Genomic DNA, 14,417 nt, shown 5'->3' with positions numbered 1-14,417 from the left:
TAAAGCCAGAGTGGACTATGAATAAACTCATTCATTATTTTCACTGTAAACATTAATTATTTACTCCTGCAACTTTCTTTCCTGCAATTCATCTACTGCTTCTTCAATTCTCTCATCGTTTGTATCTCCAAAAGATAAAACAATGGAAGTACTTTTCCGGCTTCTGAAATATACAATCGCTTTTTCTTACTGTACAGATAAAATAAAAATAACTGCTGCGTGGAGTAAACAAACTTCCCTGTCAACTTTGGTGGTTCTTTCTCATCTGTAAGCATATTTCTCATTCTCCTTTTAACTCAATTTATTTTATTTCAACTTAATCAATGTTAAAAGTCAAATTTTTGAGTTATTTTGAATTTATGCAGACAATCTGCACAAACTTCTTTCATAAGCAAAATTTCCACTCATCGAGTGGAAATTTTACAATACCTAAACTACTTCTTGAATTTATATTTCCCTTTTCCGTAACCGGATACTGGCTCAATAATATCTGCCTGCACTAAATTGGAAAGAAGTTTTGAAGCACCTGAACCTTTCAGCCCAAGAAGTTCCATAACTGCACTTCTTCCAAACACCTCATCGAAACCAAACTTTTCAAAAAGTCTATGGATATGAATCGTCGTTTTTACTGAGAAATGCTTCCAGATACTCTGTTGTTTCGTGAATACCTTTTTGCAGGTTCGTATAGTTTGCACAAACAAGTGCGAAAGTCCTTTGTAGCTAAAATCTTTTTCCTGCGAAAAATCGTATTCAAGTGTAGCTCTCAGTTCAGACGCACTACCGTACATAACGGTTGCTCCATCAAGCACCCATTCTTTCTTTGTGATGTTGTAATCTCTAATCTTTCCGGCGTGTTTATAAATGCACTGGTCTTTTTTCATAGTAGCTGTCAATAAGACTCTGTGCTTCTTTCATCGTGATTTTGCCTTCAATATTCTGAATGGCAGTATCAATCAGATATTTCGATGGTTTGAGTCCGTCCACTGCCTGAAGTCCGATTGCCGTACTCCAAGCATAACCCTTATGAGCTTTATCCGGTTCAGACTCCCTCAAATATTCCTTAAACGGGTCTTTTTCCATATCCACTACCTCGCTTCATAGTCTTATAATTCAATTCTGCATTATATGGTCTGTCCTCGGTTAATGCCTGATAAATATCAATACATTTTCATGATGATACAAAATCACATTTGACACATCTGTTTTAAATGGAATTTTAGTAATATTTTTTCACCATAAATACAATGAAGATTTGTTTTTTCTCGGATAAATCTTTTTTACAATAAATGACGGAATCCTTTTTCAGTTCTTCCGAAATATATTGTGTCAAAGCATTATCATGCAGTAAAGCACACATGGCTAAATCTTGTAATTCATACAGTTCCTTTTCCAATTGTTGGATATGCATCTTTTACCTGAATAACTATTTTATTTTGCGTTCAAATACATATTCTGAATCTGAAGATAAATCAGACCTAAACGAATATCCGAGTCTGTCAAATTTCTGAATCTCCACCGGATTTTCAATATTATTTTCCGCTATGAATCTGACCATTTCACCACGAGCCATCTTGGCATAGGTACCTTTTGTTACCAATTTATCTCCGGATAACTCACAAAATACAATCGTAATATATCTGTCCTGTGGTGTCAGATACCTTTCTATACATTTTGAGTATTCTTTTGATGCAAGATTAATGATAATCCTACTGTCATCGATTACTGAGCGGTATAACAATTCTCCCCAGTACTCATACAGATTTTTTGCATCTCCAATTCCAACCTTTGCCTGCATTTCAAGACGATAAGGAGTCACACCATCCATTGGTTTTAAAATGCCATAAAACGCAGACAAGATTCTTAAATGATTTTGCAAATACTCAAACTGCTGGATTTCAAACACAGATGGTGCCATATATTGAAATGCAATCCCTTCATATGCTAAAACAGCCGGAGTAAGCCTGTTATAAAGATCCATATTTTCCAATCTGTTAAAGTTCTGCTCTGCAATCTTGTCATTACATTTCCAGATAGCTTTCAGTTCTTCTTTTGATTTGCTTTTCATCCAGTTTAATACTTCTGCTGTCTTATCAATATAGACAGGCAGTTCAACCGATGCTAAGTTATCGGTATCTACAATCATCTTTTTTGCAGGTGATAAAATAATCTTCATTATGACAATTCCTTAAGCATATTTTCAGGATCATCTGCCGCCTTGACTTTATCATTTGCCTTTATAATGATTCCCTGCTCATCAATAAGATATGTAGTTCTTACTACACCCATAGATACTTTTCCATAATTTTTCTTTTCTTTCCAGACATCATATGCTTCAATAACTTTACGCTCCGGATCTGCTAATAGCGTAAATGCCAGTCCGTATTTTTCTTCAAATCTCTTGTGAGACGCTACAGAGTCCTTGCTTACTCCGAGAATAACAGCTCCCTTCTCAGTAAACTGTGGATAACGCTCAGAAAAGCCACATGCCTGCTTCGTACATCCTGGTGTATTATCCTTTGGATAAAAATATAAGATCACTTTTTTTCCTGCATAATCGCTTAATTTATGCATTTCTCCATTCTGATCCGGCAATTCAAAGTCCGGTGCTTTTTTTCCTACTTCTAACATATTTTATTCCTCCACTTCTTTCAATTCCATCTGTTTTCTTGTCCTCTTATTGCCAGAAATCATTTTATGACCAGAATAGACTGCCATAATCAAGCATATCAGAGAGCCAAACGCAAAGTATTTGTGTGCTGCTTTTAACCCTTTATATCCTGTATAAAAAGTTCCAATCATTGTAACTATTGCTCCAGTTGACCAATATTTATGTGCTTTCATTTTATACCTCCAAATTGATTAAGCTGTTTCCAAAATAAATATCTCTGGATCATTAACAATATTATACATTCCGTCCATTACTTTCGCCAAGCAGGAAAAGAAAAATAATCAATCCAAATACAAAAGGATGTATCATGATAATTCTTGCATTACCTTGACGCATCCTTTCGTGTTGTATTTTTTTATTCTTCTTAATGACAGCTATGGTTTCCACATCCATGCTCACCACATGTATGTCCTTCCCCATGGTTGTGCTCATGGTAAGAACACTTCACATCCGGATTATACTCAAGTGTTTCATTGATAAAAGCTTCTACCGCTTTATCTGCATCTCCTGAAACTCCTCCGAAAAGCTTAATTCCTGCTGCTAATGCGGTCTAAGCACCTCCTCCGATTCCACCGCAGATCAAAACATCGGCATTTAAGGCATTAAGAACTCCTGCCAATGCACCATGTCCGCTTCCATTCGTATCTACTACTTCTGAATGTAGCACTTTTCCTTCCTCTACATCGTAAATCTTAAATGTCTCTGTGTGTCCAAAGTGTTGGAAAATCTGTCCATTTTCATATGTTACTGCTATTCTCATGATACCTTCTCCTTTTTCTACTGCATATTTTTGGTAAATCTCCTGTTTGTAACATCCTCCAAAGCTGCAGTCGCTGCTCTGACCGTCACAGATTATGAAATAGTGAAGTTAGCTTAGATAAAGCAGGAGGCTGTCTGCATCCTGCAGAACAGCCTCCCGGTTTTCTGTGTATTATTTTATTTTTCGTTTTCGTATCCTCAGAGCTGTCAGCACTCCGGCACCCACTGCTATCCCGGCTATCCAAACCGGCGTGGCAGCCATATCTCCGGTTCCCGCACCGGCCTTTCCGGCTGCTGTGTCCGTTTTCCCTTCTCTCCTCCGTTTGCTAATCCACTGGATGTCGAATCATTTTTTCCGGCTGTAGAGGAATCCCCTTTGTCCGTTGTTGAGGAATCATCCTTGTCTTCTGAAGGTTTCTGCTTGTCTCCCAACACAGCTTTCACGCTGACATCTTCATACGTCTGCTTTACATCTTCTGCATCAGCCACTTCGAGTTTACTCACCCTTACCGTGGTCTCTCCCGTTGCATCTGATTTTATTTTAAACACAAATTTCACTGCATGAACAGATTGCCGGATAGTTTCTGATTTAATCAGCGTTGTAAATTTACCATTATCGCCGTTGAACACCGGCTCTTGCAATTTTGGATCTCCCATTTTTACCTCTTCCAGTTCTAACTTCGTATGATCGTAATCCAGGGTTTCTGCTACTGCGTCTGTCCCCTTCTCCGAATCCGGCATCACCAGTGTTACTTCCAGTGTCTTTTCTTTGCTGACTGCATCAAGTTTCGGCTAGCGTCTACTGTTTCGGTAAGTCCATATTGACCTCTGTGTGCTTCATCAGCCATACTTCCTTCATAAGGTTTTCATATTTTTCAAATGAAACTCCTTCTTTACTACACAAATCAGATATTGTCTCATTTGCTTGATTCAGTAAATTCATGCATGTAGTTTCTAATGTCTGAAGCCTCTGAATTTCTTCGTTTCTCAAATTATTGTCTTCCAATATTTCTGTCTGAAAATCAGATGCTCTTTTTATCTGTGTCATAAGAGTTAATACCTTTCCTTGCCTAAAAAAGCCTCGAACTGCTCCTTCCATATTCCGTGAATTTACAAGTTTAGCACCTGCTGGAAGTATAGCCTGATACACGCCTTGATTTACAAGTTGTGCCCCCCGTGCTAATGCACCTGCATTGATGCCAACTGCGGTACTGCACTTTTAAGTCGGCTTATCACTTTTTCATCCTTAATTTCAATTAGTGAAAGTTCATTTTCCTCAATTACATCTGGTAATTGTTCTACTCTAGCTTGTAATTCGTTTTTCTTTCCAAATAATTTCAATATAATTATTTCCTCCTAAAATAAGTAGGATCTGCACCATACCATGTCTGCACATCATTTTCTACTGTTACATTATCAATCCACGCAATTCCAAATACATACTTTGTTGTCTTAGTATCTTCCATAATCAGATATGAAACGCCATCTTCCATATAGTCATTATCATAATCATAGACATCTGAGTCTCTCGTCCCATCAGAATAATACCCTGCGTCTCCTTCCATACCTATCGACAATTTAGTATTTTCTCTATAGAACGATTTTAATTCCAAACGTTCTCTTGGTTCAATTTCATCTCTGCTCGATGCATGGTATTTCTTTATTCTGCACGAAATTGTGTGCTGTTTTCCATCTGGCTCATATAATATTTCTATACCAAATCTGCCACTGATATCAGGACATAACCTCTCAGATGCACCAATATTCTTTACTGTATACTCCACTTTTTCGTTATCTATATATATTTCAATATCTCCTAATGGCGTTGACAACATAAGCACTCCTCCAATCTATTTAATTATACCATCTTACATATGATATTTATCCCACGCCCCAATTACTATCTGGCTTTATCTTCTCTTACCTTCTGTACTTCCTTTGCTGTCCCCACCTTCACATCAGCACCGCCTCTAGCCTCAAATGCATCCGCATTATAACCTTATTTTTACTTCCGATACGGTCAATACGTCCGAAACGCTGGATAATACGAACCGGATTCCAATGTATATCATAATTTATCAGATAGTCGCAATCCTGCAAGTTCTGACCTTCTGAAATACAGTCGGTAGCAATAAGGAAATCAATTTCTGTATTATCATCCGGCATTAACAGTTTTTTGTCCTTTGAGATTGGCGAAAAACAAGTCAATACCGTATTCAGGTCATTTTTTAATTTTGGACAAGTTGTGCGTCCCTCAACTGAACCGGATGCTGTAACGTCAGATGTAGTCTGCGGTCTCGTTACATTGACATCAGGGTGATTATTCGGTTCGAAAATCGAATTATCCCAGAAGCCTCCGGCAACCGCATTATAAGGGTCTGCAGGGCAATAGGATCTTGAAAACGGATTTTCGCTGCTCCAGTTTCCGTCCTTGCTGTATAAATAGGTGGAGCCATCCGAGATCAGTATCAGGTATTTTCTGTCTGCGGAAATATCTGTGTGTTCATTGCTATGATTAACACACTCCATTCTCTTCAAAAAATTTCTGCATCTTGTCGAAAGGAATGACATCCAGGTTATCATAAAGATCTGTATGAACTGCATTAGGTATTGTGAGAAGCTCCTTGTTTGAAGCATACTTGCTGTCCCTGATCATAGCCTCGTATGCGTCTTTTCCGAAATAATAGCTGTGTGCTTTCTCCCCAAGCACGATAAGCACAGCGCTTCTGATTTCGTTGCTGTATGTCAGAATCGGCTGATTCATAAAGGACTGACAGCCAATGCTGTTCCATCCTTCATTGGAATTCAGGCTTCTTTCGTGATAGCATCTTCCCTTATAATATTCGCTATAATCCTTTACAAAGAATGGTGCATCAGCAGAAACCGGAAGCTCTGCACATCCGCCAACTCTGGAATAGGAACCCTTTTTATATTCCTCCGTTCTAAGGGCATTCATAGCCTGCTTCTTTGCGAATCGAGCTTCTTCACTGTCCTCTGAATCAAAATATCCGTTGGCATTTACTCTTGTCATGTCATACATGGTGGATGCAACCGTTGCCTTGATTCTTGTATCAAGAGCTGCTGCGTTAATCGCCATACCACCCCAGCCACAGATACCAATAATGCCAATTTTATCGTCATCTACGTTATCCTGTACGGAAAGAAAGTCAACAGCCGCCATAAAATCCTCTGTGTTAATATCAGGCGATGCCATATATCTTGGCATACCGCCGCTCTCTCCTGTGTAAGAGGGATCAAACGCAATTGTGAGGAATCCTCTTTCCGCCATTGTCTGTGCATACAATCCGGAACACTGCTCCTTTACCGCACCGAATGGACCGCTCACTGCAATGGCTGGAAGTTTTCCCTCTACTTATTTGGCGTATACATGTCCGCTGCAAGCGTGATGCCATACCGATTCACAAATGTAATCTTCTTATGCTCCACCTTTTCACTCTTGGGAAAGGTCTTATCCCACTCTGAAACCATCTTCAGTTCTTCTGTCTTCATAGTAATACCTCCGTAAAAAATATTGAAAAGTAAGCCTTTATGCTTTATAATACATATCATAAGACCTAAACCTTACTTTAGGTCAAGCAATTATTTGAAAAAATTCTGTGATTTTGAAAGAAGGTATTTTATGTACACAATTGGTCAGGTATCCGAGATGTTTCATCTCCCTATTTCAACTTTGAGATATTACGATAAAGAAGGCTTTTTCCCGAATCTTGTACGCAAAGGCAATATCCGATACTTTAGTGATAACGAACTCGAAGCCCTCCGTATCATCGAGTGCCTAAAACGATCTGGTCTTGAAATCAAGGATATAAAACAGTTTTTTGAATGGGTTGCAGACGGCGCTTCCACCTACGCAAAACGTAAAGAATTATTTGAGTATCGAAAGGCTGCCGTCAAAGAGGAAATCAAGCAGCTGGAAAAAACTCTCGCCATGCTGGAATTCAAATGCTGGTATTACGATACCGCAATGGCTGATGGCAACGAAGATAGAATTAATGCAATGCTCCCTGATAATCTTCCAAAGGATATTCAAAAGCTTTATAGCAAAGCCCACAAATAAAATCTGCCAGGCATAACTGCCTGGCAATTACATTTTGTATGCGCACAGAAAAACGGATTTTCATTGTCAAAAAGCTTATTGGCTATATCAAGAAATTCCCATCCTCCAAGTTTATATACTCGATTGTTCTCAACTAATATATTATATGGATCTTTATTCTCGTTCCATGATACCAACTTGTCACTTTGTATTTCCCCATAATAAATAGATGACAACATGCAATCAACCTCCTAAGCGATTTCCCAGACTACAGTTACTGTATCAGTTACATCTATATCGTCTGCTTCAATATCTAGGTCATATGCTGCCGGTGCACTCATTTCACATTCCATACACTCCATTAATCTCATTTCGTCCATTGGCTTTGTTACAAAATCTATCTCTCCCCAGGAATAATTAATCGCCTGTATTTCACCCAGTTTCACATTCGCTGCTGTTGTAAGTACCTGTGCCTTTTGAATGGAATCCTCAATTGCTTTATGTAACAGCTCATTTTTACATTTTTCTACATCAGCTACAGTATATTCAATAGAAAACTCCGGTTTTAATGAACTATGTGCCAAAGCATATAGCACCTGTCCCAGCTTTTTGTTATCAGAAGCAAACTCTATTTTCATATGATGAATATACTTATATCCCTCAAATCTTCGCTTCCTACTCTTATCCCTGTCCTGATAGCTTTCATATTCTGTATCAACATTAAAATATACTGTTTTAAGGTCTTTTCTCTGAAATCCAAGTTTTTCAAATAAATCCTTGAGCAACTCTGTATCTTCTGTTGATCTGCGAAGAGTATCTTCATATTCATGGCAAAGTTCTTCCTTGTTTACATATAATCGGATCATATCCGGCTTTACTGCTATTTTTCCTTTTCCCGTAACTTTAATTGTTCTCATCATCTTTGATCTTCCTTTCATGTAGCCCAGTTTATCTGATCAGACAACATCGAAATATGGATTTTCTCTGATATAACTATCAAACACTCGGCATACTTTTTCTATTTCTTCATTCTGTTCTTTTGTATACATTTCTTCTCCCTTACTCACACTTTTCTATTTTCTCTTCGATTTTCATTTTCCGATGATCTAGAATATCACTAATCATTATCAGGGCTTCCGAAATAACTACTAAGAGCAGCCCTGCTTTTGCAAGATTTTTTCCTTGTTCATCATCGCTTTCTTTTGCTTTTTTTGCTGACCTTGCAAGTAAACCAATTAAACTGATATTAGCCAGACACTGAATATTTCTGTTTATTGCTCTATTTTCATAATAGATTTTTTTCAATATCTCTTTGTTTTTCATTATAGCTCCTCGTCTTTTACCAGACTCTTTTTACAAATTTTGCAGATTGTCCCAGCTGATGTAACAAGTATTACCTTTGCATATGCAACATCTCCAATCTTGTCGTAGAGACGTCCGGCACTCATCGACTCACCAATAACAGTATAAGAACTGTTCGCCACATACCCGATTTTTCCAAGGCCTTCATAAGTAACTTTGATTGCTTCCTTGTCATACTCATTATCTGGCTCTTTCTCCAATCTGATCTTTGTACCCTTTTCAAGAAAATCATTTCCGTAATAATGTTTTGTTCCTGTCAGTGTGATAAATACTTTTGCCATTGTAAATGTTCCTTCCTTAGAAATCATATTCATACGGATCCAGTCCGGCATCTTCCAGTGCTTCTCTTCGTTCATCTGCATCCATAAACTCCAACTCATCTGGATCCAGTCCCGATAATTCTAACTCCGTCTGTACATCAGAATCGTCTTTCAGTAGTTCATTTAGGAAAGTAAATTCCATTGCGCTTTCCAGTGGACTAATATTTCCATCATGGTTCAGATCAAACATACTTCCGAATATTCCTTTCATAGCAGCTCCTCCTTTAATCGTTCATGTATTCATAGTAATCGGATTCACTGGCAAACAAGATATATTTACCATCTACCAATCCCATGTAACCATCACCAGTGTTAAATCCTTTCATCGCCAACTCCTCCATTTCTTTGAAGTTTATGATTTAATCTTCTTTGATAGTTACAGTGTATATCAATAGGTGGGGTATAAAAATCCCTGCTCTTTTATACTGCTATCCTTCTAAGACAAAAGGCCCAGAATACTTTTTCCTGAGCCTTTCCATCTTGTTGTTTTCAATTATAGATAAAGCTATTATGCAACATTCTGATTCTCATCATCTAGTTGAGGTAAATCTTCATCGCTGCCAATTGCTTTTAAGCCTAACATTGTTACCGTCACTCCCAAAGCTAATGTTACAACTCCCCCAATCGTCTTGAACACTCGCTCATGAAATTTCTGCTGCTGTAAATATAATTCCGTTATTTTATCAGCTTCTTCAATCATTTTTTCAGAAAAGTCCCTAAAAGTCCCTTCTTTCCTCCTCTGTTAAGTTTTCTTGTTCCAGCTGATTTGCGCACTATCCAAATTGATTAGATAGCGAATTCCTTCAAGTGTTCTCATTCGTCTGTCCTCTGTTATAGTTCTTTGATGATGTGACAAGCCACACCCTGAATACAGCACTCATCTACAATGATGTCTTTCATCTTCTTATTTTCCGGGTGGAGAATGATTTTCTTATTCTCATCATCTCGGAAGTAGCGTTTCAATGTATTCTGATTATCCACAAGGGCAACTACTATATCGCCCTCATTGGCTTCTACCTGCTTTTTAACAACCACAAGGTCGCCGTCATCAATCCCTGCTTCAATCATAGACTGACCGCTTGCTCTTAATATAAAGAAATCTCCTTTGCCGAAAATAGCAGTAGGAAGTGATACATATTCTTCAATATTTTCTTCCTCATACTGAGGACTGCCACAAGGAATAGAACCTACAATCGGCGTCTGTGTCTGTTCGCCACTGTACTTACGGGTCACATTGGTGCGAATCTCCTGCCCGTCGTACTCAATCATATTCTTCTCAGCCATCTCTACTAAGTATTTATATGCCGTACCTCTGGCAATGCCAACAGCTTCAGCAATTTTTGTAGTCGATGGGGATTGTCTGTTTTGCAGGTAATAATCCTCGATATACTTTTTTATTTCACTCATAAGTTCAGGACTCTTGCTTCTCATACCTGCACCTCACTTTCTTTTCTATCGGAAGCAGTTTGCTTTCGATAGTTTTATTATACCTGATACGAAAAATTTTTCAAGTAGGTTTTTCGTAAAAGAAAAGAGGTGTCGCAATTTGCTAACACCTCAAAATTCCTTTGCTTGCACTGAAATCATTAACTCCAATGGCTTACTATTTTTCTCTATTCTCATCTTTTCTTATACAATACAAGTTCCGGATTCTTACCGAGAAGTTTCTTCTTCATTTTCATTCCTCCAAAATAATTCTATCCGCTATTTTCTCCCTCCGACAAAAGCGCCGTATTGCTACGACGCTTTTGTCTTGCTCGGAAGATGGAGCAAGGAAACGCTATTCAATTATCTGTTGTACTTTTCCTTCCTGCTTACAACCGTTGTGCCAATGGCTGCACCGCCGCTGATGAACAACAGGGCAATCCACAGTGCAAGGTTGCTTGTATCGCCGGTCTGGGGACTCTTATCGGATGTTCCCGGTTTGGTACTGGCAGTTTTTTTCTCAAGAGCAGCAATCGCATCTTCGATAGTCTTTGCCATCTTGTCTACTTCGGATTGCTCCGTAATATTTTTACCACGGACAACAGCCTTGACAGCAGCTTCCACACCGGAGAAATCCTTGTAGTCATTCTTGTTTAGCGCATTTGCTTTGGCAATGGCTGCATCAACCTTTGTATAATCTGCATCCTTGTATTGCAGGGCAGCAATGGCATCTTCAATAGCCTTCGCCATTGCATCAACTTCGCTCTGTTCAGTGATATTCTTGTCACGGACAACAGCATTCACAGCGGCTTCCACGGCGGTGAAGTCCTTGTAGTTGTCCTTGTTCAGTGCATTTGCTTTGGCAATGGCTGCATCTACCTTTGTGTAATCTGCATCCTTGTATTGCAGGGCAGCAATGGCATCTTCAATAGCCTTTGCCATTGCATCAACCTCTGTTTGCCGGGCTTTGCTTTTTGCTCGGTCAACAGAGTTAATGGAATCTTCTACCGCAGAATAATTTGTATAAAGGCTGCTATCAAGAGCCGTTGCCCTTGCGATGGCTGCATCGACAGCTGTGTAATCAGCGGGGATGTTATTGTCATCCCACACAAAAGTTGGATGACCGATTCCGGCAACCCATTCAACGCCCGCACCGGCATTGGTTTGCAAGCCAGCAAGGACATCTGCGGAGGTGAAGTTGGAGACAGCAGTGCCGCACGATGACTGGTCAAAGGTCGGGTCGGCACTCGCAGTACCTGCATCCCAATCAACCACCAGCTTAGCAACGGCTAAGTAATTGCCTTTATTATCAGGATATTCTTCTTCATCAAGCGTTACACCATCAGGAGGGGTATCCGGCCAAATGCAGTCGGTAACATGGGTATTTACAACAGCTGTAATCCAAGTGATATTGCCAGGCTCAGCGCCAGTGATGTTTTTTGTTGCAACTATGCAATTTTTGATTATTACGCCAGGCTTGTTCCCAGAGAAGTTTTCAAAGTTTGCACCGAGAATACCACCTACAGCTGAATAGATATTATTGCAGGAAACAGAACCGCCAAACCAACAATCGGTAATCGACGAGCTGTCCGCAGAGTTTTCCCACTGACCAATCAGCCCGCCAACGGTATCAACATCATCTTCATTGGACTCTGTACTGATAACCGTGGCGTCTGAGCCACAGCCTTTTACCTGTGTACTCCAAGTGCATTGACCAATCAGCCCACCAACGAACTTGCTGCCAACATTGTTTTCTATTTTTCCGCTTGTGTAGCAGTTTTCAACGGTGCCGCCATTGACCCAATCTGCCAAAATGCCGGCAAGTAACGAACCATCATTTGAGGCAATATCAGCGTCTATAACAAGTAAATTCTTTAATGTACCACCGTCAGAAACAACTCCGAAAAGTCCATTTCGAATAAGTTCGTCCCCTGTAGAGTGATGGTACAGATTCATGATTTTATGATGTTGCCCATCAAAGGTACCAGCAAAATGTCTGACAAAGTTGTCACCATTTCCAATGGGAGTCCACTGGGAGCCAGATAAGTCGAGGTCATTATCTAAGTAAATCGTTTTCCCTTCAAATGATACAGATGCAGTTTTGTCATTGACTAACTGCGCTAAACCGGCCAACTGTTCGGCAGTGGTGAAATGGTATTCAGTGTCCGTCTCATGGTCGGTGTACCAGCTTATATCTGCCGTACCGTCCCAATTATCTACTGAAGTTCCTTCAGCAAACGCTGTCATCGGAACAAGTGCCATCATAAGGCAAAACGCAAGCAGAAGGCTTAGAAGTTTCTTCTTCATTTTTATTCCTCCAAAATAATTCTATCCGCTATTTTCTTCCTCCGACAGCGGACACGCCGGAGAAGATAGAAGGTTTAACCGGAAAAGATAGATTTGCCGGTCGTGGTTAGGACTTCAATATCAAACCACCATCCTTCCGGCAAACGCAAAAAGCCGAAGCCAAGGCATAATGCGCCCTGTCTCCGGCAACTGGTTCGTTATAAATTGTATGAAATAAGACTTGACACGCTGAAAAAACGGCGCTATGCTCCTGCCGAGCCGAGCCTACAATAGTAGTCGCATTTCCGTTCGCCATAGTCAAGTCCTCCTTCCATAATTTCTAAGGCAAAAGGATATGAATTCCCCTACCCCATAGATATACAAAAGTATTTTAGCAGATTTTTTCCAAAATCTCAAGTAGTTTTCAGAATATTGTTCTCATCTTTTTCTCAAAGCATTGCCTTCTTCCATTACTCACGGAACTTTATGACTTCTTGAGTACTTCCCGAAAAAGAAAAGCCGCCGTCGCTTGACAGCAGCCTTTCCGATAGCTTGTTATGCGTAAATCAAATCGTTTGAAACAATCTCCATAGCGGTGTTGCGAATGCTATTCATTTTCTGCACCCACAGCATTAGGTTTTCTGCTTTGAGTGCTTCCGTTACGCCCTCCTTTTCGACAAGTTGTTTTACCAGCCGAGAAAACAGTTCCTCTGCCCGCTCGTTTAGGTCGGCAAGGTAATCGTTCAGCTTGCCACTTATCAGCAGTTCGGAATAGAGTACCTTGCGGTGCTGTTTCAGATACCGCAAATGTCGCTGTCCCCATATGCCGATGGGTCTGCCCTCCGGCTCATCCTCTCCGGCAATCAAATAGTAGTCCCCGATAAGCTCATAGCGCAAGCCTGTCCTTTCGTCTCTGATGAATTTCTCCATTGTGTCGTCCTCCTTGAGTTTATATTGCTTCTCCGGCGTTCTGCTCGGATTGCTTACGATGATAATAGGCAAGCTGTTTCTGTCTGCGGTTGATTGCCTTGCATTCCTCGGAACACAGCACCTCTTGTCCGTTGGACAGCCAAAAGGGTTTTCCGCATATCTTGCAAGTCTTTTGACGGAAGGTGTGATTCCCTTTTTCGGCAAAGCGTTTCTGCTCCAGTTCTGCCCGTTGGTGTTCCTTTTTGCATTCCGGGGAGCAGAATTTCTGCTTGTTGCCGTTGGGGTAATACTCCTTGCCGCAGTGTTCGCAGACACGCTTGGCGAATTTATGTCCCTCATTCGCAGCCCAGCGTTCCGCTTTTGCTTTCGCTCTGAAAGCCGCATTGCGTTCCCTTTGCCTTTCGGTTTTCCGCTTCGCCTTTTTCGCCGCCTGTTTCTCGGCTTCAACCTTTGCCGCTTCGATTTCTTCTTCCGTCAACGGCAAATTGAACTGCCCGATGAAGTTATAATAAATGTCCACCTGCTGCTGTCGGTTCGGCTTTTTGCCCACGGCTTCGTGAACGACGATTTTATCGATCAGTTCACACGCCATCTCTTTTGTCAGCTCTGT

General features: G+C 40.3%; 19 protein-coding genes and 4 pseudogenes. 1 reads left to right on the top strand and 22 read right to left on the bottom strand.

The features are described from left to right. Positions 1 to 92 precede the first annotated feature (92 nt). From KGMB01110_RS10345 to KGMB01110_RS10285, 13 genes and pseudogenes are all read right to left on the bottom strand, one after another. Positions 93 to 275 (bottom strand): hypothetical protein, encoded by a 183-nt coding sequence (locus KGMB01110_RS10345; protein WP_117603549.1) that lies wholly within the window; start codon positions 273 to 275, stop codon positions 93 to 95. Positions 276 to 434: 159 nt separating this feature from the next. Then, positions 435 to 1,080, bottom strand: a pseudogene (locus tag KGMB01110_RS15165) (antitoxin VbhA family protein). 84 nt (positions 1,081 to 1,164) lie between these two features. Beyond that, positions 1,165 to 1,372 (bottom strand): annotated as a pseudogene (locus KGMB01110_RS15890) (phosphohydrolase); the annotation flags it as partial. A gap of 51 nt (positions 1,373 to 1,423) precedes the next feature. Continuing rightward, the gene (yaaA, locus tag KGMB01110_RS10325) at positions 1,424 to 2,173 is read right to left on the bottom strand and encodes a peroxide stress protein YaaA (protein ID WP_117603545.1); all 750 of its coding nucleotides are present in this window, start codon (positions 2,171 to 2,173) and stop codon (positions 1,424 to 1,426) included. Next, positions 2,173 to 2,628 (bottom strand): thioredoxin-dependent thiol peroxidase, encoded by a 456-nt coding sequence (gene bcp, locus KGMB01110_RS10320; protein ID WP_117603544.1) that lies wholly within the window; start codon positions 2,626 to 2,628, stop codon positions 2,173 to 2,175. The genes yaaA and bcp overlap by 1 nt, the downstream gene beginning before the upstream one ends. Before the next feature lie 3 nt (positions 2,629 to 2,631). Then, complete coding sequence (locus KGMB01110_RS10315) at positions 2,632 to 2,841, bottom strand: DUF6219 family protein (protein WP_117603543.1); 210 nt, start codon at positions 2,839 to 2,841, stop codon at positions 2,632 to 2,634. 191 nt (positions 2,842 to 3,032) lie between these two features. Next, a pseudogene (locus tag KGMB01110_RS15885) lies at positions 3,033 to 3,527 on the bottom strand (NifB/NifX family molybdenum-iron cluster-binding protein); the annotation flags it as partial. Positions 3,528 to 3,664: 137 nt separating this feature from the next. Continuing rightward, positions 3,665 to 4,168 carry a hypothetical protein gene (locus tag KGMB01110_RS10305; protein WP_117888584.1) on the bottom strand — a complete coding sequence of 168 codons (504 nt, stop codon included), beginning with the start codon at positions 4,166 to 4,168 and terminating at the stop codon, positions 3,665 to 3,667. 58 nt (positions 4,169 to 4,226) lie between these two features. Further along, entirely contained in the window at positions 4,227 to 4,475 is a 249-nt protein-coding gene (locus KGMB01110_RS10300; protein WP_117603542.1) for a hypothetical protein, read from the bottom strand. A gap of 131 nt (positions 4,476 to 4,606) precedes the next feature. Next, complete coding sequence (locus KGMB01110_RS14925) at positions 4,607 to 4,768, bottom strand: hypothetical protein (RefSeq protein ID WP_156085440.1); 162 nt, start codon at positions 4,766 to 4,768, stop codon at positions 4,607 to 4,609. Between the two features lie 5 nt (positions 4,769 to 4,773). Next, positions 4,774 to 5,262, bottom strand: a complete 489-nt coding sequence (locus KGMB01110_RS10295) for a hypothetical protein (protein ID WP_119298190.1) — start codon at positions 5,260 to 5,262, stop codon at positions 4,774 to 4,776. Positions 5,263 to 5,380: 118 nt separating this feature from the next. Next, positions 5,381 to 5,956: a C-terminal helicase domain-containing protein gene (locus KGMB01110_RS16025; RefSeq protein ID WP_330508127.1), complete on the bottom strand. Its 576-nt coding sequence runs from the start codon at positions 5,954 to 5,956 to the stop codon at positions 5,381 to 5,383. Next, a pseudogene (locus KGMB01110_RS10285) lies at positions 5,943 to 6,937 on the bottom strand (alpha/beta hydrolase). Before KGMB01110_RS10285 ends, KGMB01110_RS16025 begins: the two are co-directional and overlap by 14 nt. Before the next feature lie 130 nt (positions 6,938 to 7,067). On the opposite strand from KGMB01110_RS10285, the gene KGMB01110_RS10280 reads away from it, so the two are divergent. After that, the gene (locus KGMB01110_RS10280) at positions 7,068 to 7,505 is read left to right on the top strand and encodes a MerR family transcriptional regulator (protein ID WP_117603540.1); all 438 of its coding nucleotides are present in this window, start codon (positions 7,068 to 7,070) and stop codon (positions 7,503 to 7,505) included. A gap of 230 nt (positions 7,506 to 7,735) precedes the next feature. On the opposite strand, the gene KGMB01110_RS10270 is transcribed toward KGMB01110_RS10280, so the two are convergent. The 9 genes from KGMB01110_RS10270 to KGMB01110_RS15430 form a co-directional block, all read right to left on the bottom strand. After that, a complete protein-coding gene (locus KGMB01110_RS10270; RefSeq protein ID WP_243112783.1) occupies positions 7,736 to 8,422 on the bottom strand; it encodes an SIMPL domain-containing protein in 687 nt (228 codons plus the stop codon). A 121-nt stretch (positions 8,423 to 8,543) separates the two neighbouring features. Beyond that, the gene (locus tag KGMB01110_RS10265) at positions 8,544 to 8,807 is read right to left on the bottom strand and encodes a hypothetical protein (RefSeq protein ID WP_117603537.1); all 264 of its coding nucleotides are present in this window, start codon (positions 8,805 to 8,807) and stop codon (positions 8,544 to 8,546) included. Further along, complete coding sequence (locus tag KGMB01110_RS10260) at positions 8,807 to 9,127, bottom strand: HIRAN domain-containing protein (RefSeq protein ID WP_119299180.1); 321 nt, start codon at positions 9,125 to 9,127, stop codon at positions 8,807 to 8,809. The genes KGMB01110_RS10265 and KGMB01110_RS10260 overlap by 1 nt, the downstream gene beginning before the upstream one ends. Before the next feature lie 16 nt (positions 9,128 to 9,143). Continuing rightward, on the bottom strand, positions 9,144 to 9,377 hold the full coding sequence (locus KGMB01110_RS10255; protein ID WP_117603536.1) for a hypothetical protein: 234 nt from the start codon (positions 9,375 to 9,377) through the stop codon (positions 9,144 to 9,146). Between the two features lie 297 nt (positions 9,378 to 9,674). Further along, positions 9,675 to 9,866: a hypothetical protein gene (locus KGMB01110_RS10250; protein ID WP_117603535.1), complete on the bottom strand. Its 192-nt coding sequence runs from the start codon at positions 9,864 to 9,866 to the stop codon at positions 9,675 to 9,677. A 131-nt stretch (positions 9,867 to 9,997) separates the two neighbouring features. Beyond that, on the bottom strand, positions 9,998 to 10,573 hold the full coding sequence (gene lexA, locus KGMB01110_RS10245) for a transcriptional repressor LexA (RefSeq protein ID WP_015530046.1): 576 nt from the start codon (positions 10,571 to 10,573) through the stop codon (positions 9,998 to 10,000). 381 nt (positions 10,574 to 10,954) lie between these two features. Beyond that, positions 10,955 to 12,898 carry a hypothetical protein gene (locus KGMB01110_RS15435; protein ID WP_119298188.1) on the bottom strand — a complete coding sequence of 648 codons (1,944 nt, stop codon included), beginning with the start codon at positions 12,896 to 12,898 and terminating at the stop codon, positions 10,955 to 10,957. 534 nt (positions 12,899 to 13,432) lie between these two features. Beyond that, positions 13,433 to 13,807 (bottom strand): TnpV protein, encoded by a 375-nt coding sequence (locus KGMB01110_RS10230; protein WP_117603532.1) that lies wholly within the window; start codon positions 13,805 to 13,807, stop codon positions 13,433 to 13,435. Between the two features lie 19 nt (positions 13,808 to 13,826). Then, positions 13,827 to 14,399: a DUF4368 domain-containing protein gene (locus KGMB01110_RS15430; protein ID WP_243112782.1), complete on the bottom strand. Its 573-nt coding sequence runs from the start codon at positions 14,397 to 14,399 to the stop codon at positions 13,827 to 13,829. Between the last annotated feature and the right edge of the window lie 18 nt (positions 14,400 to 14,417).

It is taken from the genome of Mediterraneibacter butyricigenes, assembly GCF_003574295.1.
GTDB lineage: Bacteria > Bacillota > Clostridia > Lachnospirales > Lachnospiraceae > Mediterraneibacter_A > Mediterraneibacter_A butyricigenes.
The sequence above is the reverse complement of the archived record's forward strand: the minus strand, read 5'-3'. Positions and strand labels throughout refer to the sequence as shown.